Annotated in this window: 16 protein-coding genes and 1 pseudogene; 8 read left to right on the forward strand and 9 right to left on the reverse strand. The window is 25.9% G+C overall.

All coding sequences use genetic code 11. From position 1 onward, the window contains the following. Nucleotides 1-374 precede the first annotated feature (374 nt). The 3 genes and pseudogenes from NG918_RS13055 to NG918_RS13065 all read left to right on the forward strand — a co-directional run bounded on the left by NG918_RS13055 (nt 375) and on the right by NG918_RS13065 (nt 4,441). Nucleotides 375-2,288 (forward strand): endonuclease MutS2, encoded by a 1,914-nt coding sequence (locus tag NG918_RS13055; protein ID WP_252226545.1) that lies wholly within the window; start codon nt 375-377, stop codon nt 2,286-2,288. A 181-nt stretch (nt 2,289-2,469) separates the two neighbouring features. Then, nucleotides 2,470-2,585 (forward strand): annotated as a pseudogene (locus tag NG918_RS17210) (magnesium transporter); the annotation flags it as partial. 212 nt (nt 2,586-2,797) lie between these two features. Further along, entirely contained in the window at nt 2,798-4,441 is a 1,644-nt protein-coding gene (locus NG918_RS13065; protein WP_252212211.1) for a sensor histidine kinase, read from the forward strand. 45 nt (nt 4,442-4,486) lie between these two features. On the opposite strand, the gene NG918_RS13070 is transcribed toward NG918_RS13065, so the two are convergent. From NG918_RS13070 to NG918_RS13090, 5 genes are all read right to left on the reverse strand, one after another. Continuing rightward, complete coding sequence (locus tag NG918_RS13070; RefSeq protein WP_252226547.1) at nt 4,487-6,973, reverse strand: ABC transporter permease; 2,487 nt, start codon at nt 6,971-6,973, stop codon at nt 4,487-4,489. 85 nt (nt 6,974-7,058) lie between these two features. After that, nucleotides 7,059-7,724: an ABC transporter ATP-binding protein gene (locus NG918_RS13075; RefSeq protein ID WP_252212213.1), complete on the reverse strand. Its 666-nt coding sequence runs from the start codon at nt 7,722-7,724 to the stop codon at nt 7,059-7,061. A 29-nt stretch (nt 7,725-7,753) separates the two neighbouring features. Then, nucleotides 7,754-8,215, reverse strand: a complete 462-nt coding sequence (locus tag NG918_RS13080; protein WP_252212214.1) for a flagellar basal body-associated FliL family protein — start codon at nt 8,213-8,215, stop codon at nt 7,754-7,756. Between the two features lie 216 nt (nt 8,216-8,431). Continuing rightward, a complete protein-coding gene (locus NG918_RS13085) occupies nt 8,432-9,460 on the reverse strand; it encodes a sensor histidine kinase (RefSeq protein ID WP_252212215.1) in 1,029 nt (342 codons plus the stop codon). Beyond that, nucleotides 9,450-10,139 carry a response regulator transcription factor gene (locus NG918_RS13090; RefSeq protein ID WP_252212216.1) on the reverse strand — a complete coding sequence of 230 codons (690 nt, stop codon included), beginning with the start codon at nt 10,137-10,139 and terminating at the stop codon, nt 9,450-9,452. Before NG918_RS13090 ends, NG918_RS13085 begins: the two co-directional genes overlap by 11 nt. 354 nt (nt 10,140-10,493) lie before the next feature. Between NG918_RS13090 and NG918_RS13095 the strand changes: the two genes are divergently transcribed. Both NG918_RS13095 and NG918_RS13100 read left to right on the forward strand, forming a co-directional pair. Then, nucleotides 10,494-12,974, forward strand: coding sequence for a CoA-disulfide reductase (locus NG918_RS13095; protein ID WP_252212217.1), 2,481 nt, complete (start codon nt 10,494-10,496; stop codon nt 12,972-12,974). Next, nucleotides 12,961-13,122: a TipAS antibiotic-recognition domain-containing protein gene (locus NG918_RS13100; protein ID WP_309556464.1), complete on the forward strand. Its 162-nt coding sequence runs from the start codon at nt 12,961-12,963 to the stop codon at nt 13,120-13,122. Before NG918_RS13095 ends, NG918_RS13100 begins: the two co-directional genes overlap by 14 nt. Before the next feature lie 74 nt (nt 13,123-13,196). Here NG918_RS13100 and NG918_RS13105 read toward each other — a convergent pair whose 3' ends face one another. Both NG918_RS13105 and NG918_RS13110 read right to left on the reverse strand, forming a co-directional pair. Then, on the reverse strand, nt 13,197-14,945 hold the full coding sequence (locus NG918_RS13105; protein WP_252226550.1) for an NADH-dependent [FeFe] hydrogenase, group A6: 1,749 nt from the start codon (nt 14,943-14,945) through the stop codon (nt 13,197-13,199). After that, nucleotides 14,939-16,774 (reverse strand): NAD(P)-binding protein, encoded by a 1,836-nt coding sequence (locus NG918_RS13110; RefSeq protein WP_252212219.1) that lies wholly within the window; start codon nt 16,772-16,774, stop codon nt 14,939-14,941. Before NG918_RS13110 ends, NG918_RS13105 begins: the two co-directional genes overlap by 7 nt. A 330-nt stretch (nt 16,775-17,104) precedes the next feature. Here NG918_RS13110 and NG918_RS13115 point away from each other — a divergent pair, with 330 nt between their 5' ends. Both NG918_RS13115 and NG918_RS13120 read left to right on the forward strand, forming a co-directional pair. After that, nucleotides 17,105-17,422 carry a nucleotide pyrophosphohydrolase gene (locus NG918_RS13115; protein WP_252212220.1) on the forward strand — a complete coding sequence of 106 codons (318 nt, stop codon included), beginning with the start codon at nt 17,105-17,107 and terminating at the stop codon, nt 17,420-17,422. A gap of 122 nt (nt 17,423-17,544) precedes the next feature. Then, the gene (locus NG918_RS13120) at nt 17,545-17,943 is read left to right on the forward strand and encodes a hemerythrin domain-containing protein (protein WP_252212221.1); all 399 of its coding nucleotides are present in this window, start codon (nt 17,545-17,547) and stop codon (nt 17,941-17,943) included. Between the two features lie 161 nt (nt 17,944-18,104). Here the strand turns inward: NG918_RS13120 and NG918_RS13125 are convergent, their stop codons facing one another. Next, complete coding sequence (locus tag NG918_RS13125; RefSeq protein ID WP_252212222.1) at nt 18,105-20,105, reverse strand: methyl-accepting chemotaxis protein; 2,001 nt, start codon at nt 20,103-20,105, stop codon at nt 18,105-18,107. A 468-nt stretch (nt 20,106-20,573) separates the two neighbouring features. On the opposite strand from NG918_RS13125, the gene NG918_RS13130 reads away from it, so the two are divergent. After that, nucleotides 20,574-21,986, forward strand: coding sequence for an APC family permease (locus tag NG918_RS13130; RefSeq protein WP_252226553.1), 1,413 nt, complete (start codon nt 20,574-20,576; stop codon nt 21,984-21,986). Nucleotides 21,987-22,048: 62 nt separating this feature from the next. Here NG918_RS13130 and NG918_RS13135 read toward each other — a convergent pair whose 3' ends face one another. Next, the gene (locus NG918_RS13135; RefSeq protein ID WP_205454950.1) at nt 22,049-22,411 is read right to left on the reverse strand and encodes a C-GCAxxG-C-C family (seleno)protein; all 363 of its coding nucleotides are present in this window, start codon (nt 22,409-22,411) and stop codon (nt 22,049-22,051) included. Between the last annotated feature and the right edge of the window lie 85 nt (nt 22,412-22,496).

The following is a 22,496-nucleotide window of genomic DNA, read 5'->3' on the forward strand; positions in this document are numbered from 1 at the left end:
ATAAGTTTTAAAATAATATAAAAATATATAGATTTCAGAAAAAGGAAGGTATTTTTGTGAGTGTAGTAAGTATTTAATTATAACTAATTTAATATTCATCAAAAAATGGGTTATAGAACCTTTATTTGTTGATGGAAAAATTAATTATTATAGATACACTACGAGTCATGAAATAACTTTACTTTAAAAGATATAAATAACTATATCTTTTATTAATGTTGATTTTTTAGCCGTGGAGATATCCATGGCTTTATTTATTTTGTAATTATATTTATAGGCTTAAAAACAATAATATTACTAAAATAATATAATTTAAATCTTGAAATCTATATAGATTTTCGTGACTTGAATTTAAAAAAAGAAGGACGAAAAGAATGAATAATATAACAATAGAAAAATTAAATTATGAAAATTTAAAAGAAATTGTAAAATCATATTGTATAAGCAATTTAGGTAAAAATTTAATAGATAAACTTATGCCAAGTAAGAATTTAAAGCAAGTAAATAGAATGTTAAATGAAACTTCAGAAGGAAGAAGACTTATAGATGCATCTTATCATATGCCTCTTGAAGGAATATTTGATATAAATCCATTATTGAATAAAATGGAAAAAGGGGCAGTGCTTGAACCCTCAGAATTAATAACTATTGGTGATTTTTTAAGAGGATGTAGAAAAGTAAAATTATTTATTAAAGACAAAGAAGGATATGCGCCTACATTAAGCAGCTATGGAGAAAATATAACTGAACTTCAATATATAGAAGAGGAAATTTCAATATCAATTAAAGGTACGATAATTGATTCTAATGCAACAAAAGAATTGAAAAAAATAAGAAAGCACATTGATTTATGTGAAGGAAAGATAAATGAAAAACTTGAAAAATTTATAAAAAGTCCATCTAATCGAGAATATTTGCAAGAAGCTTTTGTAAGTCAAAGAAATGGAAGGTATACTGTTCCAATAAAAGTTTCATATAAAAATCAAGTTAGTGGCAGTATTGTGGAAGTATCTTCAAAAGGAAACACTGTATTTATGGAGCCAAACATAATATCTAAATATACAGTTGAACTAGCTTCTTTAAGGGGTGAAGAAAGCATTGAAGAATATAAGATACTATCAACTTTAACAGAAATGATTTTTTCAAGAATTAGAGAATTAAAAGTTAATGTTGAAGTTATATCTGAATATGACATGATATTAGCTAAAGCAAAATATAGTAAGGATATTAAAGGCGTTAAACCTAAATTAAATAATCACGGCTTTATTAATATAGTAGATGGAAGATATCCATTGATTAAAAATTCAATACCTTTAAATTTAAAAATAGGAGAGGAATATAGAAGTTTAATAATTACTGGTCCTAATGCTGGAGGAAAAACAGTAGTATTAAAAACAGTGGGAATTCTTACAATGGCAATCCAAAGTGGATTTCATATAAGTGCAAATGAAAACTCTGAAATGGCTGTGTTTGATAATATATTTGTTGATATTGGTGATGATCAAAGCGTTGAAAATTCATTAAGTACATTTTCATCACATGTTGGTAATTTATCAAGAATTTTAAGAGAAAGCACTAAAAATACATTGCTTTTATTTGATGAAATAGGAAGTGGTACAGAACCTAATGAAGGAGCAGCATTAGCTATTGCGATATTAGAGGAGTTTTATAAAAAAGGATGTATAACAGTTGCATCCACTCATTATGGTGAAATTAAAAATTTTTCTTATAATCATCCACATTTTGAAAATGCTGCAATGGAATTTAAAAAAGATACTTTAGAACCTATGTATAGGCTTAATATAGGAAAAAGTGGGGAAAGTAACGCCTTATATATTGCAAAAAAAATGGGCATTGATGATGTTATACTTGATAGAAGTAAGAGATATTTTAAGAGTAAAGAATATAATTATGAGATTATAGATTCAAGAAAATTATTAAAGAATAAAACTGAAAATGAAAACTTAGAATATGAAGATATAATTAATGAGTATGACTATAAAATAGGTGATAAAGTTTTATTATTAGATAAAAAGGTTAGTGCAGTAGTCTATAAAACAAAAAATAGATTTAATAATGTAGTTGTATTTTTAAATAATGAATTTGTAGAAGTGAATTTTAAAAGATTAAAGTTGGAATTTACAGCAGAAGAATTGTATCCAAAAGATTATGATTTGAATCAATTATTTGTAAGTTTTAAAGAAAGAAAATTAGACAAAGATTTAAAAAGAGGCTCAAAGAAAGCAATAAAAAAGTTTAGAAAAGAAATTAACACAGTAAATGTATAACTAAATAGTATAAGTATCTATCTATAAAATGAACTTAATTTAAGGTGGTTTTATAGGTAGTTATCTTAAAGATATGAATTCAGTAGATATAGCTAAAATAATATCAGAAGGTGCAATAATGACAATTGAATTTTTGGATTTAAAAGCTGATATGACTGTAGTTGACAAAGAAGATAGAATAGTTGGAATAATTACAGCATTTATCCCTATGCTTATGGATACTGGTGGCAATGCAGGATCACAATCATTTACTTTAATAATTAAGGATTAGTGTTAGGTGATATAAGTATTAAAGATACAAATACTATTTTAATTAATTTAAATTAATGCTATAATACGGACAGGAATTAATAGGATATTTTATATAAACATATATAAATATGGAATTTATTTCAATATATATGTACTGAATTAATATCTCAATGTTGTTAATAAATTTATATATGAGTATGTGTTTTATATAAACAGAAAGAAAATACTTAACTTATTTAACAGGGGGGACTTTTAAAGTGCTGACGGAAGGGATAAAGGGGATTAACAAAAAGTTAATATTGCTTATAATAACAAATGTAATTAGCTTTTATATTATATTTAAATTGAATATTTTTATGGTTAATAATGTAGATTTAGCTGAATTAACTCTTGTTAAAGATATAAAAGGTATAAATTATATAATAGGATTTATATCAGTGTTTTGTTGTTTTTTATATTATTATTTATACGAAGAAAATTATTTTTTTATGTTTTCACTAATCTATCTATCTATATATTCTGAATTTTTAATAGTTGATTTTTTAACAAAACATATAAATATAAGTGTTCTTATGCATTCTAACTCATCATTTGTAGGTTTTGCATCAATATTTAGAACGCTATTATTATATTTAACTATATTCAATCAAAACAAAGTAACCAAAGGTATTTGTAAAAATAGATTTGCTACAGTAATATTTGTTTTGATTTCTAATGTATTATTTATATTAATGGAGTTAAATATAATGCAGTACTATTCACATGCAATTAATATAAATATTCTTATGATTATTAAGTGTATAATAAATTTAGCGACGTACTTATTAATATTAGAAGTATGTATAAAATACTTTAAAGAAAAAGAATTTAATTATTTTATAACTTTTGCTAGTTTAAGTGTTATGTTTTTGAGCAGAATTTTACTAGTTAAAAGTTTATATAAAGACGAAAAGATGATGTATGTATTAAATCGCTGTCTATTGGCATTAGGTTTTTTCATAATAATAATCAGTGTATTTATAGAAATAATAACTAAGTCTAAAGAAAACAAGGAGTTAAGTTATGAAGTGGTTAATCAAAAAAATGAAATGTATAAATTGAAGGAAGAAGAGGAAATGAGGAGTCAATTTTTTGCAAACATATCTCATGAACTTAGAACACCACTTAATATAATCATTTCATCTTTTCAACTTTTAAGAATGTACAATTATAATGAAGAAGAATTTTTAAAATACTACAATAAATATGAAAACACAATTTCACAAAATTGTTCTAGGATGTTAAGACTTATTAATAACATTATTGATGTTACTAAGTTTGATGCTGGATGTTTTAAAATGAATTTTGTTAATTGTGAAATTATTAGTTTGGTTGAAAATATAACTCTATCAATAGCAGAATATGAGAAAGCTAGAAAAAGGAATATAATTTTCGATACAGATTGTGAGTTCCTTGAAATAAAGTGTGATCCAGAAAATATGGAAAGAGCAATTTTAAATCTTCTTTCTAATGCTATTAAATTTACAAGTGATAATGGAAATATATTTGTGAATATTGAAAGTCAAAATAATGATGAGTATTTAAGCATAACTATAAAAGATGATGGAATAGGAATTCCAAAAGATTTTAGAAAAAGCGTTTTTGAAAGATTTGTACAAGTTGATAAGTCTTTTAGAAGAAATGTAGAGGGAAGTGGAATAGGCTTATCTTTAGTTAAATATATAGTAAATTCTCATAACGGAGAGATCAATCTAAAAGATAATGAAGAAAAAGGCTGTGAATTTATAATCAATTTACCTAATGTAAAGATAGAGGAAGAGTTAGATGATATTGAATTCAATTTGCATAAAAAAGATGAAATTGATAGTAAAATACTTATTGAACTTTCAGATATTAAATAAAAAATATAAAACCTTGTAGTTTTAGAATTACAAGGTTTTCTGTTATTAAAAATTTTCTATTCTATCAATAAGACTTTTTTTATAGGTATTTTTGTATATAATTCTTGGAAGTATAATTGAAATAACAATTAAAATTGAAGATGATATGAAAATAGGGGTAAGTTTAAAACAATAATTAATATAAGTTATATTATTAGTTAATGATTTAATTATAGTAGAAGAAAAATATATACCTATAGTGATTTCAAATATTATAGTTAAAATTGCATAATATAATCCTTCATATGTTAAAAGTTTTAATATTTGTTTTTTGGTCATTCCTATACTTTCAAGGATTGCAAATTCTTTTTCATAAGAAATTATTTCTGTAATAAAAGAATTTATAAAATTGAGTATTCCAATTAAACCAATAATAAGTACTAAAACATATCCAACTATACTGTAGGAGCGTTGTATTGATTTTAGTTCAGAAATATATGTGGCAGTAGATTTATATTTTATGTTGGAATCAATATTCATAGTATAATTTTCAAGAAAATTTTGCATTTCATTTATTTTATTATTATCTACATTAAAGTAATAACTTGCTAACAAAGGATTATCAAATTGATTTTTGAATTCATTATCTGGTAAAATACATTCAATATTAAAATCTGAATTTTTATCTCCATGAAATCCATTAGAATTTGAATGTAATTGATCAGGTATAGTGCAAAATCCTATAACCTCATAAGTTTTAGTTTTAAAATCATCATATTTTATAGTAATTTTGTCTCCTATTTTATAGTAACTTATTGTGTTATTATAATTAGATGTAGTAGGACAAATAAGAATATAATTACCTTCTTTAAATTTTTCTAAATTAAGATCTCCTTGAATTATTAGTAATTTTTGTAAAAGAAAATCATTCATTCCATATAATTTAATATTACATTTTCCAATTTTTTTAAATTCATCAAATTTTTCATTTAAGTAATATTTACTTTTAGGATAAGTTAAATTTAGTGTATTATTAATATTATTTAATGCGTCGATACTTACGGTATGAGGAACACCATCAAAATATAAATAGCCTCTCTCTTTAATATAATCATTGCCATTTATTAAACTTATAAGGCTATTTGGAAGTATATCCTCATTATCATATTGAAAAGTCAAATAGCTAAAAAAGTTCTTATTACTAACTTGAAAATCACATAATGAATTTTCTTGTAAATATATATTTATATTATAATTATTTACAATGTTGAATACAGCATTAAACAATATTAAACTAAGGGATAATGAAATTACTATAATTATAGATTTTTTTATATCTCTAAATAAATTTAAAAAAGCCATTTTATATATTTTACCGTTTGTATTTATGTTTCTTTTTAGGAAAATATTATTTTTACTAACATGAGAATACTTTATAGCTTCAATAGGTGTTATGTATGCAGCTACTTTACTAGGTTTAATGCAAGCGATAAAAACTGTAATAAGAGAAAAAATTGTTGTTAAAATAAATATATTTGGGTGCAAGGAAAAATGAATATTTTGATAAGCAAGTAAATTATTCATTAAAGTTTTATTAATTATAGGTAAAAGAATAATACTAATCATATAACCTAAAAATATGCCTATGGGTATACCTATAATTGAAAGAAAAAGAGCTTGTATAAAAAGAATTTTCTTTATTTGTTTTGATGTTGTCCCTAGAGTTTTTAAAAGACCCCAAAATTGAATATCTTTAACTATTGATATATGAAAAATATTATAAATAATTAAATATCCTGTAAAAGTTATAAATAAAATTACAAGAGATAAAGAAAAAATTATTTCGGGACTACAAATAAAATCATATGACCAATTAATACGTAGATTTATATCAGATTCTATATTACAATCCTTTAATATTCTATTAATTTTTTTGTTAACATTAAAATTATTTTTTAATATTATATCAGCAACAATTATTTTATCAGAATTTAATTCATTGTAATGTATGAAATTATTTTTTAAGAACTCTTCTGAAACATAAATTTTATTATTACTTTCAACATAAGAATTATCATAAAATCCTGTTAATACAAAATCTTTACCATTTAAAGATAAATATGCACCTATATTATGAGGAATATTAAACATATCTAAAACTTTTGTACTAGTCATTATTTCATTTGATTTTATGGGCATAGTTCCAATTTTAGGATAGGAAAAATTGCACTTGGCATAAATTTCATTACAATATAACATTTGAATATTTGAATTAATAAATTCTTTATTTGTAATTTTAGATATAGGTATAGAAATACCTATATCTTTTACTAAAGGATGCTCTTTCATTTTGTTAAAATCATATTTTGTTATATATTGTAAAGTGAAATTTGATGAATTACCTTGTTCAAGCATTGTTGAAATTTCAGCAGATTTGCATATACTAAAAGCTAGAGTAAATAAGCTTGTAAATAACACAGTAGTTAATATTATAGAGAAAATTGCAAGTACATTTCTGATTTTATTAGCTTTAAAGCTTTTTTTACAAAGCATAAAAATAACTTTTTTATTGTCATTTTCAAATATAATTACCCCTCCTTTTTTATTTAGTCTATGTTTTAATATTTAGATTATAGCTCTAATTTATTATTTTTCCATCTTCAAGACGAATTATAGAATTAGCAAGTTGAGCTATTTCTTCATTATGTGTAATCATAACAATTGTTTGATGAAAAAGTTCACTTGAAATTTTTAGTAATCCTAAAACTTCTTGACTTGTTTTACTATCAAGATTTCCTGTAGGTTCATCAGCAAGTATAATTGTTGGTTTAGTAATTAATGCTCGTGCAATGGCAACCTTTTGTTGTTGTCCACCTGATAGCTGGTTAGGAAGACAAGAAAGTTTTTCTTTTAACTTTAATATAGTAACAATTTTGTTGAAAAAATCAGTATCGATATTATTCCCATCAAGTTGAAGAGGAAGTAATATATTTTCACAAACGCTCAACATAGGAATTAAATTATAATTTTGAAATATAAAACCAATATTGCGACGGCGAAAAATAGTAAGAGCATCCTCAGTAAACTTAGAAATATCTTTATTATTAACAAAAACTTGCCCAGAAGTAGGTCTATCAAGACCACTTAACATATGAAGTAAAGTAGATTTTCCACTGCCGGATGTACCTACTATAGCAATAAAGTTTCCTTTCTCTATTTTTAAATTTATATTGTTTAAAGCTTTAACAATATTTAGACCTTGTTCATATTGTTTACTTAAATTAATAGTTTCTAATAATGACATATTAAAACCCCTTATTAAGTTTAGTATATTTATTGCAATAAATATTGAGAAAATCTTATGTCTATAATTTTAAAGTCCTGAAGATTTTTATTTATTACATCAAGTAATTCTTGTTTAATTTTCTTTTCATTATTTAAATCATTTAAATAATCATAATCTCTATTTCTAAAATAATTATTTACTATATCTTTTACAATAGGAAGTTTATTCTCTTTTGTTAATTGATTTTTAGCAATACTATCTTTTTTATTATAACCTACAGAAAGTTTACCTTTAAAATATCTATTTTTAGAAGTATCGTTTAAACCAACAGTAAATTCTCCTAAATCAACATATACTTCATGTATTTTACTTTCTTTAAAAATTATCATATTATTACTATGAAGATACCATATACTAGTCAAGATTATAACTAAGAACATTATTAAAATTAAAGAAATTACTTTAGTTTTTGATTTTTTATTAGATTTAGACGAATTTTCATTACTCATATAATTACCTCTTTCTAAAATGTATTTTCAATATATATTTTAGAAACTAAATGTAACAAAAATCTCACAGTTTAAAAATATAATGTTACAAATTTGAGATAATTTGCTTATGATTTATATTAAAATATAAATACTACTTTTAAATCACATCTCTATCCAGTTTTATTTATGCATATATCAATATTCTGATAAAAAATTGACTAAATCAAAAAATAGCTATTGATTTAATAAGAATATTGAAAAAGTAGATCCGTTACCTTTACTTGAACTTACTTTAATATAGCCACCTTCTTTTGAAATGATTTCACGAGAAAGATAAAGACCGATGCCAATACCAGAAATGTCATAAACATCTTCTTCTCGATAAAAACGATTAAAAATTTTACATATATTTTTAGAATTTATACCAATGCCATCATCGCTTATATCTATTTTAGTAAAGATCTCTAAAGGAGTAACACTTATAGAAATATTACCTTCACAGTGAGTATATTTTACTGCATTATCTAAAATATTAAAAATAGCTTCACTTGTCCATTTGGCATCATGTTTTACAATTAATGAAGAATCACAAGATACATTAATATTTAAATTTTTCTTTTCTGCTGTAAATATTATATTGCCTAAAGAAGATGCAATCGTATTACAGAGAAGAGAAGACTTTATATTTAAAGATATTAAACCAGTTTCAAGTCTAGACATTTTTATTATTGACTGCATTAAAAAGTCTAATTTATTTAATTGATTGTTTATTAATAATAAAAATTCATTAACTTTTTCTTTAGAAAGTTCTCTTTCAATTAAGGTAGAATTATATAATTTTAAATTTGCAATAGGAGTTTTAACTTGATGAGAAATATCAGAAATTAAACTTTGAATTTCTATTTTTTCTATTTCACTTTTATTTCTACTCTCAAGCATTAAGTTATATAATTTTTTTAATTTATTTTGAAATTTAGATACCAAAGTTTCATCTTCAAGATTAAAAGCAATATTATCCTTTCCAGAGATCATATCATCGATGCAATTATCTATAGTTTTAAATGTATAGATAATTCTTTCTCTTATTAAAATAATAAAAATTAATCCAAGAAAAATATAAGATAAAGCAAATAAAAGAGTTAAAATTTTCACGTTGAAATTTTCTATTTTGATAAAAATAAAAGCTGTAAAACTTATAAAAAGCAAAATTAACAGTGATATAGTTAAGTTATAAATTTTATTGAATGATAAATTAATTTTCATTGTATTTTCCACCTACCCACATATACCCCATACCATAGATGGTTTTTATGTATTTAACATTTTTAGTTTCAATTTTATTTCTTAGACGATTTATATTAACAGTTAAAGTATGTTCATCTACAAAGTTTCTATCACAATCCCAGAGCTTTTCAAGAAGAACTTGTCTAGTAAGAACTTGTCCTTTATTGGAAATTAAGATCTTTAGCATTTTAAATTCTGTTGGAGTAAATGAAATAGCTTTATTATTAACAGTTGCTGTCATTTCATTGAAATCCATTGTAAGATTAGAATCTTTATAAATACAAGAAAATAAATTTTTATTACATCTACGAAGTATTGCAGCTATTTTTTGTCTAAATATATTTATACTAAAGGGTTTTGTTATGTAATCATCAGCGCCAAGTTTAAATCCAGAAAGTATATCATCTTCTAAATCACAAGCAGTTAAAAAAATTATAGGAGTATCTTGAATTTGTTTTATGCTTTTACATAAATCAAAACCATTACCATCAGGTAAATTTACATCCAGAATGATTAAATCAAAATTTTCTATATTTAGAATTTTTAATGTTGAATTTATGTTATATTTTGGTGTAACAACATAGCCATCTAATTGGAGATTATAGCATAATCCAGAATTTAAGATAATGTCATCTTCTACTATTAGTATTTTTTTCATCTTTTCTCCTTATGTAACATATTTATTATTTACCTTTATTAGAATACATTTCTATATATTTGTATAATATCAAATTGAAATGTTAAAGTCTAATTTTAATAGAAGAAAAGTTATGTTGTTAAGAAGAATTTATAGTAGCTGTTTTAAATAAAGGAAATATACTAAACAATATTAAAACTAATTTTATATTTGTGTGATAAAGTCACAGATTCTAATAAGCTTATTATGGTATAACTTTATTAAAATATAAGAAATAAAGACTTGTAGCATTTAAATAAATACAGAAAGCAATATTAGAGAATACTATTTCATAGAAATGTTTATGTTAAAAATAATAAAGTAAGGAGAGATAAAATGTCTAAAAAAGTTATCATTGTTGGTGGAGTTGCAGGTGGAGCATCTACTGCGGCTAGACTTAGAAGGCTAGATGAAAATTTAGATATAATTATGTTTGAAAAAGGTGAATATATATCATTTGCTAATTGCGGACTTCCATATTATATAGGAGGGACCATTAATGATAGAGAAAAACTTATAGTTCAAACTGTAGAAGAAATGAGTAAAAAATTCAATTTAGATATAAGAAATTTAAGTGAAGTTATAAAAATAGACAAGGAAAATAAAAAAGTTAGTATAAAAGATTACAAGAGTAATGAAGTTTATGAAGAAGACTATGATATTTTAGTATTATCTCCAGGAGCAAGTCCTTTAAAACCTAAAATATCAGGAATTGATAAATGTGATAATTTATTTACACTTAGAAATATACCAGATACGGATAAAATAAAAGAATTTGTTGATAATAAAAATCCTAAAAAAGCAGTTGTAATAGGTGGAGGATTTATAGGACTTGAAATGGCTGAAAATCTAAAGGAAAGAGGCATTGATGTAACTTTAGTAGAAGCTAGTGATCAAGTAATGGCTCCAATTGATATAGAAATGGCAAGTATAGTACATGATCATTTAATTGATAAGAATGTAGAATTAATTTTAAAAGACGGTGTAGAGTCTTTTGAAGACGAAGGAAAGAAAATCGTTTTAAAAAGTGGAAGAAAAATTAATACTGATATGATAATTTTATCAATTGGTGTTAAACCAGAAACTAGAATAGCTAAAGAAGCAGGCATTGAGTTAAATGAAAGAGGAGCTATTGTAGTAGATAAGCATATGAAAACTTCTGATTTAAACATTTTTGCACTAGGAGATGCAATTGAAGTTATGGATTTTGTAAATAAGAAGCCTACAATGATTCCTCTAGCTTGGCCTGCAAATCGTCAAGGTAGATTAGTTGCTAATAATATAATTGGAAAAAATGAGGAGTATAAAGGAAGCCTTGGTTCATCAGTTGCCAAAGTATTTGACTATACAGTAGCTGCAACTGGTAATAATGAAAAAACGCTTAAAAGACTAGGGATTGATTATAAAGCAATTCATATACATCCAGGTTCTAATGCAGGATATTATCCAGGGTCTTTTCCAATAGCAATTAAAATGTTGTTTGATCCTAAGGATGGGAAAATATTTGGAGCTCAAGCTGTAGGAATGAGTGGAGTTGAAAAACGTATTGATATATTAGCTACAGCAATTAAAGGGAATTTTAGTGTTTTTGATTTACAAGACATTGAGGTGTGTTATGCACCACCATACAATTCAGCAAAAGATCCAGTTAATATGTTAGGATACTATGCAGCAAATATTATAGAAGGAATAGTTGATACAATTCAATGGGATGAAATAGATAATATAGATAAAAGTAATTCTATAATTTTAGATGTAAGAGAAGAGTTTGAATTAGTTACTGGAAAGTTTGATAATTCAATTAACATTCCTCTTGGTGATTTGAGAAATAGATTAAATGAGATAACAAAAGATAAACATATATATGTTACATGCCAAGTAGGGTTACGTGGATATGTAGCTTGTAGAATATTAAAACAAAAAGGAATAAATTGCACTAACATAGATGGTGGTTTAAAGACTTATATGTATGTAAAAAGAGCAGAAGAAAACTTAAAGAATCAACATGAAAAACTTAACGAGATAAAAGAAGAGGTAGCAGCTATGAGTTTAGAAGATTTAGATATAACAGAAATAAATGCAAAAGTTACGTTAGATGCTTGTGGACTTCAATGTCCAGGACCGATAAGAAGAGTATTTGAAGAAATTAATAAAATGGAAGAAGGTCAAATTTTAGAGGCAAAAGCAAGTGATGTTGGATTTAGTAAGGATATAAAAGCATGGTGTGAAAAAACTAATAATACTTTACTTAAATCAGAATTTAATAAAAGTAAAAATGCTTTTGTAGCTTATATACAAAAAGGAACAAAGAAAGAGGAAGTACTATCTTCAAATGCGGCTGTAGATAAAAATGGAGCAACTTTAGTAGTATTTAGTGGAGATTTTGATAAAGCTATAGCATCATTTATAATAGCTACTGGAGCAGCTTCTATGGGAAAGGAAGTTACTATGTTCTTTACTTTCTGGGGTCTTAATATATTAAAAAGTAAAAATAAGCCAAAAGTAAATAAGGATACTATGGAGAAGATGTTTGATATTATGTTGCCAGGACATCCAGAAAAATTACCATTATCTAAAATGAACATGATGGGAATGGGACCTGCAATGATAAAACAAATAATGAAAAAGCATAATGTTGACGATTTAGAAAGTTTGATAACTAACGCAATAAATATGGGGGTTAAGGTTGTTGCATGTGCTATGAGCATGGATCTTATGGGAATAAAAAAAGAAGAATTCATTGATGGCGTTGAAATAGGAGGAGTTGCATCTTATCTAGGTGCTACTGAAGATTCAGGATTAAATTTATTTATATAATTTATATGAAAATTATTTCAAAGAAACGCATATAGGACTAGGAGAAATGTATGTATACGATGAACGATTTAACAAATTTTATACTGAAAATGTTGGCTGTGGTACAGCTGAGCTTTTAAAAGATGAAATTATTGAATTTTATAGTTAAAAAACAAAATAGATAATGTAAAATAACAGTATAGAAATTNNNAATTTCTATACTGTTATTTTTATATATTTAAATTAATTATCATTTATATCAAGTCCAGGAGAAAGAGGCATTTCCCATAAGTTGTGATTAGTATGCAAAAGCTTATGAGAGACATTAGATAAAGGTTTTTCTAAAAATTCTTTATATACATTTAAAATTGATGGATTTTCATGAGAAAATCTGATGTCAGATAATTCATCAAGCTCATAAAGCTTCTTTGATCTAGTTTCTGCAAGTTCTATACCATCTTTAATTGGTTGTCCGCCACCACCAGAGCAACCACCAGGACAAGCCATTACTTCTATAAAGTCATAATAAACATTTCCTTTTCTTAAATTTTTAATTAAATTTCTAGCATTACCCAAACCACTTACCACAGCTACTTTTAATTTAGTATTATTAATTTCAAAAGTGGCTTCCTTAATTCCATTCATACCTCGAATTTCTTTAAAGGCATTTGGATCAGGATTTTTACCACATGTTAAAAAGTAAGCAGTTCTAAGAGCAGCTTCCATAACACCACCAGTAGAACCAAAAATAATACCAGCACCAGAACCTATTCCTAAAGGTGTATCAAAGTCAGATTCGTTTAAATCTTTAGCTATAATATGTTCTGATCTTATCATTCTCTCTACTTCACGAGTAGTAAGACACAAGTCTATATCTTGACCGTATCCAGCATCATTCATAATAGGAATTTCAGCTTCATGTTTTTTAGCAATACAAGGCATTATAGAGATACAATATATCTTTGATGGATCTACATTTAAAAGTTTTGCATAATAGCTTTTGGCAATAGCTCCAAACATTTGTTGAGGAGATTTTGCAGTAGAAAGCATTTTAGTCATATCAGGATATTGAGATTTTAAGAATCGAACCCAAGCTGGACAACATGATGTAAACATAGGCAAATTTGTATTATTTTTTAATCTTTCTAAAAATTCACTACCTTCTTCCATTATAGTTAAATCAGCAGCAAAGTTAGTATCAAAGATATAATCAAAGCCAATTTTTCTAAGTGCAGAAACAAGTCTTTTTACTGTTGCTTCTTCTTTTGTAAGTCCAAGAGATTCACCCCAAGACGCTCTAACAGCAGGAGCGATTTGAAGTATTGTAATTTTATCTTTATTTGAAAGAATATCAAATGCTTTCTGGGTATTATCCCTTTCTCTTAAAGCTCCAGTAGGGCAGTGAGTTATGCATTGTCCACATAATGAACAATCTGAATCTTGAATTTTTCTATTGAGTGAAACGTCAACAGTTGTTCTAGTACCTGTATTTGAAACATCCCATATATTAAGACTTTGTATTTTATTGCAAACCTGAATACATCTCATACATTTAATACATTTTCTTGCATCACGTATTAAGGGGAATTGCTCATCCCATAAATAAGGCTCGATCATTCTTTTATATTGAATTGTAATAACGCCTAAATCATTAGCTATATTTTGTAGATTGCAGTTACCACTTCTTACACAAGTTGCACAATGACAATCATGCTGTGAAAGTATAAGTTTTATATTAGTTCTTCTAGTTTCTCTAACTCTAGGACTATTTGTGAAAATTTCCATACCTTCTTCAACTACATTATTGCAAGCAGGTAATAATTTATCTTTTCCTTTTACTTCAACAATACAAACACGACAAGCGCCTATTTCATTAATATCTTTTAAATAACATAAACTCGGAATTTGAATTTTAAAAGATTTAGCTGCATCTAAGATGGTAGTTCCTTTTTTTACTTCAATATCTATATTATCAATTTTAAGTTTTACCATTTGTTAATTCTACCTCCTTTAAATACTCCATATCCAAAGTGATCACATCTTAAACATCTATAAGATTCTTGATGAGCTTCTTCACATGTCATTCCATATTCAATAATTTCAAAATCATTTTTACGTATATCAGCATCTCTTTCAGAAGTATTAACTCGTCCACAAAGAGGTCTATCATCTAGTCTTGCACTTGGAATTTCAACATCAGAACTTATAATGTGGTTATAACCAAGATAAGTATCTATATTAGCTGCAGCTACTTTGCCAGCAGCTATTGCTCTAATCACAGTAGCAGGACCAGTTACACAATCACCACCTGCAAAAATTCCAGGACTATTTTCAACACCACTAGAGCTCATAGCTTCAATAACACCTCTTTTAACAGGAACTCCAGATTCAGCAAAATGATTAGACTCTATGCCTTGTCCAATTGCTACAATTAATATATCACAAGGGATTCTTTGATCTTCTTGGCATGATGATGTAGGACGTGGACGTCTAGAATCGTCAATTTTACCAATTATTTGAGGCTTAACAAAAAGGGCTGTTACATTACCATTTTTATCACTTTCAATTCTAAGAGGTGCTTTGAGCGTTATAATTTCACAACCTTCTGCAATTGCACCTTCAATTTCATCAGGTAGAGCAGTCATATCTACTTTTCTACGCCTATATACATTACATACTTTTTTTGCACCAAGTCTTATAGCAGATCTAGCAGCATCCATTGCTACATTACCACCACCAATTACTACAACTGTTTTACCTGAAAAATCTGGTGGATTATCTTCACCTATTGCGCGTAACATTTCTACTGCTGAAATAACACCTGTACTTTCTTCTCCATCAATACCTATTTTTTTATCAATATGTGCTCCAATTGCAATATAAACAGCATCATGTGAATTTTCAATATCAAGTAAAGATATATCAGTACCAATAGATATATTGTTTTTTACTTCAATGCCTGTTGATAATATATCTGAAATATCATTTTCTAAGTGTTCTATAGGAAGTCTATAATTAGGAATTCCATATCTAAGCATACCTCCTAATTTTTCACGTTTTTCATAAATTACAACCTTGTGTCCCATTAATGATAAAAAATAAGCTGCACTTAAACCACCTGGTCCACCACCAATTACTGCTATTTTTTTACCAGTAGGAGAAGCACATTTGGGTATTGGAACTTTACCAGCATTATCAACAGCAAAACGCTTAAGACCTCTAATATTTATAGAGTCATCAAGCATATTACGTCTGCATCTAGCTTCGCAAGGGTGTTCACATATAAAGGCGCATGCTGTTGGGAAAGGATTATCTTTTCTTATTAATCTAACAGCATCAGAATATCTCTTCTGCGAAATTAAAGCAATATATCCAGGAATGTCTACACCAGCAGGGCATAGGGCAACGCATGGAACAGGCTGATTTAAGTTACATATACATCTATTGTTGACTATGTGTTCAATATAGTCTGATTTAAAACCTATTACTCCTTTTAAAACCATATTAGCTGCTTCATATCCTATAGCACAATCAGCAGAATCAATAACTACCTTTGCTGTTTTTTCAATTAAATCAATAGTTTCTAAAGTTGCTTTACGATTTAAAACATCATCAATCAAATTTTCTAATTGAGCAAGTCCAATTCTACAAGGTACGCATTTTCCACAAGTTTGTGCTTGACATAATTTTAAAAAAGAAGATGCCATATCTACAGGGCACAAACCAGGAGGACTTGCAATGATTCTACGTTCTAAGTCTTTATAAAGTCCTTCTACAACAGTTTGAGCTCCATTAGGCGTTGTAATCTCTAGTCTACTCATTTTTCTCCTTTCTGTATGTTTTAACATACTTAACAAATGTTTAATTTAAATCTTTTCATAAGTATATTTAGATTAAGTAAAATTATTCTTAAATTTAAAATTTTATTATGTATTTTAGAGTGAATTTGTAGTTTTATTGTAAAAACCCTAAATAATTTCTTATTATAAGTTATAATAAAAAGTAATATAGAATATACTGAAAAATTAAATATCAAAATCAAATATAATTGTTAAAAATTTAGCAATTAATGATGATAAAGACTGAAAAAATATAATATTAAAATTATATAAATAGAATAAAAACAACTAATAAGAAAAGAGTGATTTTTTATGAAAAGTACATTAAACAGAATAAAAAAATTTAGAAGTGATAGGGACTGGGATAAGTTTCATACACCAGCTAATCTTTCAAAAGCTATTTCAATAGAATCTGGGGAATTACTAGAAAATTTTTTATGGGATGAAGAAAACTATGATAAAGAACATGTCCTTGAGGAGTTAGCAGACGTAATGATTTATTGCATACATATGAGTGATTGTTTAAAGGTTGATTTAACAGAAATAATAAATAATAAGATGAATAAGAATGAAAAGAAATATCCAGTAGAAAAGTGTAAAGGAAGTAGCAAAAAGTATACGGAATTATAATTAAATATTAATCTCTAGAATAAAAAAAGTGTATGTAACATTTGTTACATACACTTTTTAACTTAATAAGTATAATTAAAATATAGAAATTATACTTAATAATGTAAAAAGGATGGATTGATATGGATTTAAAAAACTTTAAAAGACAACATATAGAAATATGCGATATAATCAAAAAAATTGAGGAAATTATAATTAAAGATGATATAAGTGATTATTTTGATGAATTAGCAAGTAATATAAACAAACTTTCTGGTAAATTACAAATTCATTTAAACACAGAAGATAAATTTTTATACCCCAATTTATTAAAGGATGATAATGTAAAACATATAGCTCAAAAATATGTAGATGAAATGGGTGGGATATTGATACAATTTATAAGTTATAAAGACAAGTTTAACACTAAGATTAAACTTAAAGAAAACAAAAATCATATTGTTTCAGAAACAAATAGTATTCTTTTAAAAATAACAAGAAGAATGAACAAGGAAGAAAATGAGCTTTATAAATTGATATAATAAAAAGACGTGGTAATGAGGTCCATTAGTTTAAAGTTAAAATTAAAACACAAAATTTATTATATTTTTTTGATTTGAATCAGTTTAATATTTATGAAAATTACAAAAATAAACGATGTAGTAAATATACAATTTAACTACATCGTTTATTTTAAATATATTTATTTTATTTTAAATTTATTTACACCATCTTCAAGTTTTTCAGAAAGTTTTCTTAAATTATCTACGTAATTTTCCATCTCTTGCATTGTTGCAGTTATTTCTTCAGCAGAAGCAGAAACTTCTTCTGTGGCAGAAGCGGTTTCTTCTGAAATAGAAGATATGTTTTCTATTTGAAGAACAACTTTATCCTTTTTAGAATCAATAATTGAAGTATCATCTTTAACATCATTGATTTTTTCAGCAAGAATTTTTATATTCTCTATTATGTCAATAAATATTTTATGAGTATCATTTACTACTTTTTCTTGATCATTTACTGTAATTTCTGTTTCTTTCATGGCTGACACAGCAGTCAAAGATTTACTTTTTATTACATCTATTATTTTTTTTATTTCTTCTGTTGAATTTTTTGATTGATCTGCAAGTTTTCTTATTTCTTCTGCAACAACAGCAAATCCTTTCCCCGCTTCACCAGCTCTTGCAGCTTCTATAGAAGCATTTAAAGCTAATAGATTAGTTTGTTCTGTAATTTCAGCTATAGAATCAGACATAGCATTAATTTTTTCAGTACTTAAATTCATATCATTAACAATTTCACTAACTTGTAAAGTTGAATCTTTAGTTTTAGTAGATTTTTCAACTAAAATTTTCACCATATCTAAACCTTGTGAACTTAAATTTTCAGATCCTTCAGAAATATTTACAATATGATTATTAGCATCTGTTATTTTATTTATTCCATAAGATAAATCAAGAATTTCTACTGATCCATCTTGAGAATTTTGAGCGGTTTGTGTAGCACCTTGAGCTATTTCATCTATAGCATGAGAAACTTGTTCTACTGATAATGTTGTTTCTTGTGCCATTATTGCAAGACTTGAAGAAGTTTCAAGTATAACTTTAGATGAATTTTCTACTTCTAGCATAAGTTCTGATATATTTGTTAACATAGAATTAAAATTGTCTCCAAGGCTTCCAAATTCATCTTTACTTTTTATATTAACCTTAGCAGTTAAATCACCATCTGATGCTTTACTAAATGCAATATTTAATTTATTAGCATTATCTGATATAGATTTACTTAAAATATAAGCAACAATAATTGATAAAATAAATGCAATAAATGAAACAATAAAGATTAAATTTCTTATTGCACTGACATCATCACTTATTTCTGAATCATCCATAGTGGCTATAAGTTTCCATCCAGTAAGATGATTAGAAGTGAAACTTGCAAATTTATTAGTACCTTTATATAAATATTTTGAAAAACCCTTATTGTTAGAATTAATCATATTCCAAATTTCTAATTGAACAACATCAGTTGAACCTATAAGTTCACTATTTGGATGAAATAACATTATACCATTAGAATCACAAACATATACATATCCTGCGTTTCCTATAGTAATTTCTGATAAAGATTTAGAAATATTTTCAAGAGAAATATTCATAGACACAACACCAATAATATTAGAATCTCTTTCAACTGTTTTAGAAACAGAAATAACTAGTTTTCCAGTTCGTGCATCATTAAAAGGTTCTGATATAACAACTTGACCTTTGTTTTCTAATGCTTTCTTATACCATGATCTTTCTTTAGGATTAAAATTTTCACCCATATCTCCTTCAGGATAAATGGTAAATTTACCATTCTCAGTACCGTAGTAAGCACTAAAAATATTATTGTCACTTTGCACTACATCATTAAGTGTTTCTTGTGCAAAAGCAATTCTTTCATCGGATAAATCACCTTCATTAAAGTTAATATTATTAGACATCATTTCAATTGGATTTATAAAAACTTTAAGTTGAGTATTAAGAGATTCATCAACTTGTTGAAGCGTTTGAGCACTATTAACTTCGAAATTCTTTTCTAAAATTGACTTGGATTTAGAATAAGATGAAATTCCTAGGAATAAAATAGGTATTAAACAAATCAATATAAAGCTAATAATAAGCTTAAAACGAATACTTGTAAATTTAAATTTTGTTTCCATAATTTAATTAACCCTCCTAATATTTTTTCATATTTGCTAAGAAATATTGAGATTCTCTTTGTATGTTAGTAAAAAACTACGTTCATTAGTGAAAAAGCTACTTTATAATTAAGAGATTATACTAATATATAATGTTAAAGACTATATTACTTAACAGTAGATAAATATATTATAATTATCGTTATTTTTCAATTAATCTTTAGAAAAAACATACAAACTACAAAAAATATTCGGTGAATATAACAAATTTAATTATTAAATGACATTATATTTTTAAAAATGATAAATAAAGAAGACTAAAAGTGTATTCATATAAAATAATATTATATAAAAAATATATAAATATTATTTTATAAAAGAAATAAAAAAATAAAATCTACTTTTGTCGAATACGTATACAAACATATAAAGTTAAGTTACTATTTTAATATAAATATTAAAATAATTAATAAAAGTAAGGGGAAAGTTATGTCAAAAAAGAAAGATAAACAGATTATGTGGTATACATTAGCATTTATGGCATTCTCAGCTGTATGGGGATTTGGAAATGTTATTAATGGATTTTCAGAATATGATGGTCTTAAAGCGATTGTATCATGGATTATAATTTTTGCTATTTATTTCATACCATATGCTTTAATGGTAGGGGAATTAGGTTCAGCGTTTAAAGATTATGGTGGCGGAGTTAGTTCATGGATTAACGAAACTATAGGACCTAAGCTTGCATATTATGCAGGATGGACATACTGGGTAGTACACATGCCTTATATTTCACAAAAGCCATCAGGATTTATAATTGCTTCAAGTTGGGCTATTTTTCAAGATAATAGAATTAGTGCAATGAATCCCAAAGTATTACAATTAGCTTGTTTAGTAGTTTTTTTAGTTGGAATGTATATTGCATCTAAAGGATTAAATCCATTAAAAAAATTATCTGCACTTGCTGGTACATCAATGTTTGTAATGTCAATTTTATTTATAGTGTTAATGGTAGCAGCACCAGCAATTACAGATGCAAAGCTAAATACGATTGATTGGTCTTTTAAAACATTTATGCCTACTTTTGATACTAAATTTTTTACTAATTTAGCTATCTTAGTATTTGCAGTTGGTGGATGTGAGAAAATTTCACCTTATGTTAATGAAATGAAAGATCCAGAAAAAGGATTTTCTAAAGGTATGATTGCTCTTGCAATTATGGTAGCTGTATGTGCAATTTTAGGAACAGTTTCACTTGGTATGATGTTTGATTCAAATAATGTACCTAATGATTTAATGACAAATGGTGCATATTATGCATTCCAAAAGTTAGGTGAATATTATCATCTAGGAAATTTCTTCGTAATTATATATGCTATTACAAATCTTATTGGACAATTTGCAGTATTAATTATATCAATTGATGCACCTTTACGTATGTTACTTGATAGTGCAGATAAGAATTTCATTCCAGAAAAAATGTTCATAAAAAATAAAAATGGGGCTTATACAAATGGTCACAAACTTATATTAATAATAGTATCTATATTAATAATAGTTCCAGCTATTGGAATTAAAAATGTTGACGATCTAGTTAAATGGCTAGTAAAGCTAAATGCAGTGTGTATGCCACTTCGTTATTTATGGGTATTTATTGCTTATATTGCTTTAAAGAAAGCTGGAAAAAAGTTTAATAGAGAGTACTACTTTGTTAAGAATAATACTATAGGTATTATTTTAGGAGCATGGTGCTTTGTATTTACTGCTTTTGCATGTATTAGTGGTATGTACTCTACAGATATATTTAAATTAATACTTAATATTATAACACCATTCATATTAATTGGATTAGGTATTATAATGCCTTATATTGCTAAAAAAAATAATAGGCAAGAATTATAAAAATATAAAAATGTACTATACACTAAGTTATTAGTGTATAGTACATTTTTTATGATAAAATATTAATTTTGTAATACATTAATTAATGTATTATAAGAAAAATCCACTATTTCACCACAACTAATTTTATTTGCTTTCAATTCTCTACACATTTCTGTAGAATATTTTTCTTTGATTTTTGTTACAAACTCCCTAGAGTAATCTCTAGCCATATTGATTTCGTTATTATTATGTCTTCCTTTTAAGAAGCCTATAATTACAATTCCAGCATTTATAGCGCCGCAAAGACTTCCAATTCCAACGCCAGCCCCCATACCACTACCTAATCCAAGTGGAATACTTTCATTATATTCATCATTATAAAATTTAATTAATGATTCAGCACAATTATAACCTTGGCTAAGATATTTTGATGCACACGTCATTTACTTTGTCCCCCTAAAAATATTTTACTATATTGATATTATCATATTTTTCTATAGTGAAAAATGTTTTTTTATTCTTTAGGAA

Origin of the sequence: Clostridium sp. ZBS2, assembly GCF_023845855.1 — a bacterium.
Taxonomy (GTDB): domain Bacteria; phylum Bacillota; class Clostridia; order Clostridiales; family Clostridiaceae; genus Clostridium; species Clostridium aquiflavi.

Excerpts from the sequence above, each read along its gene's own strand:
- NG918_RS13055 (WP_252226545.1), top strand. The coding sequence starts at position 375 with ATGAATAATATAACAATAGAAAAATTAAATTATGAAAATTTAAAAGAA.
- NG918_RS13070 (WP_252226547.1), bottom strand. The coding sequence starts at position 6,973 with ATGCTTTGTAAAAAAAGCTTTAAAGCTAATAAAATCAGAAATGTACTT.
- NG918_RS13075 (WP_252212213.1), bottom strand. The coding sequence starts at position 7,724 with ATGTCATTATTAGAAACTATTAATTTAAGTAAACAATATGAACAAGGT.
- NG918_RS13080 (WP_252212214.1), bottom strand. The coding sequence starts at position 8,215 with ATGAGTAATGAAAATTCGTCTAAATCTAATAAAAAATCAAAAACTAAA.
- NG918_RS13085 (WP_252212215.1), bottom strand. The coding sequence starts at position 9,460 with ATGAAAATTAATTTATCATTCAATAAAATTTATAACTTAACTATATCA.
- NG918_RS13090 (WP_252212216.1), bottom strand. The coding sequence starts at position 10,139 with ATGAAAAAAATACTAATAGTAGAAGATGACATTATCTTAAATTCTGGA.
- NG918_RS13095 (WP_252212217.1), top strand. The coding sequence starts at position 10,494 with ATGTCTAAAAAAGTTATCATTGTTGGTGGAGTTGCAGGTGGAGCATCT.
- NG918_RS13105 (WP_252226550.1), bottom strand. The coding sequence starts at position 14,945 with ATGGTAAAACTTAAAATTGATAATATAGATATTGAAGTAAAAAAAGGA.
- NG918_RS13110 (WP_252212219.1), bottom strand. The coding sequence starts at position 16,774 with ATGAGTAGACTAGAGATTACAACGCCTAATGGAGCTCAAACTGTTGTA.
- NG918_RS13115 (WP_252212220.1), top strand. The coding sequence starts at position 17,105 with ATGAAAAGTACATTAAACAGAATAAAAAAATTTAGAAGTGATAGGGAC.
- NG918_RS13120 (WP_252212221.1), top strand. The coding sequence starts at position 17,545 with ATGGATTTAAAAAACTTTAAAAGACAACATATAGAAATATGCGATATA.
- NG918_RS13125 (WP_252212222.1), bottom strand. The coding sequence starts at position 20,105 with ATGGAAACAAAATTTAAATTTACAAGTATTCGTTTTAAGCTTATTATT.
- NG918_RS13130 (WP_252226553.1), top strand. The coding sequence starts at position 20,574 with ATGTCAAAAAAGAAAGATAAACAGATTATGTGGTATACATTAGCATTT.
- NG918_RS13135 (WP_205454950.1), bottom strand. The coding sequence starts at position 22,411 with ATGACGTGTGCATCAAAATATCTTAGCCAAGGTTATAATTGTGCTGAA.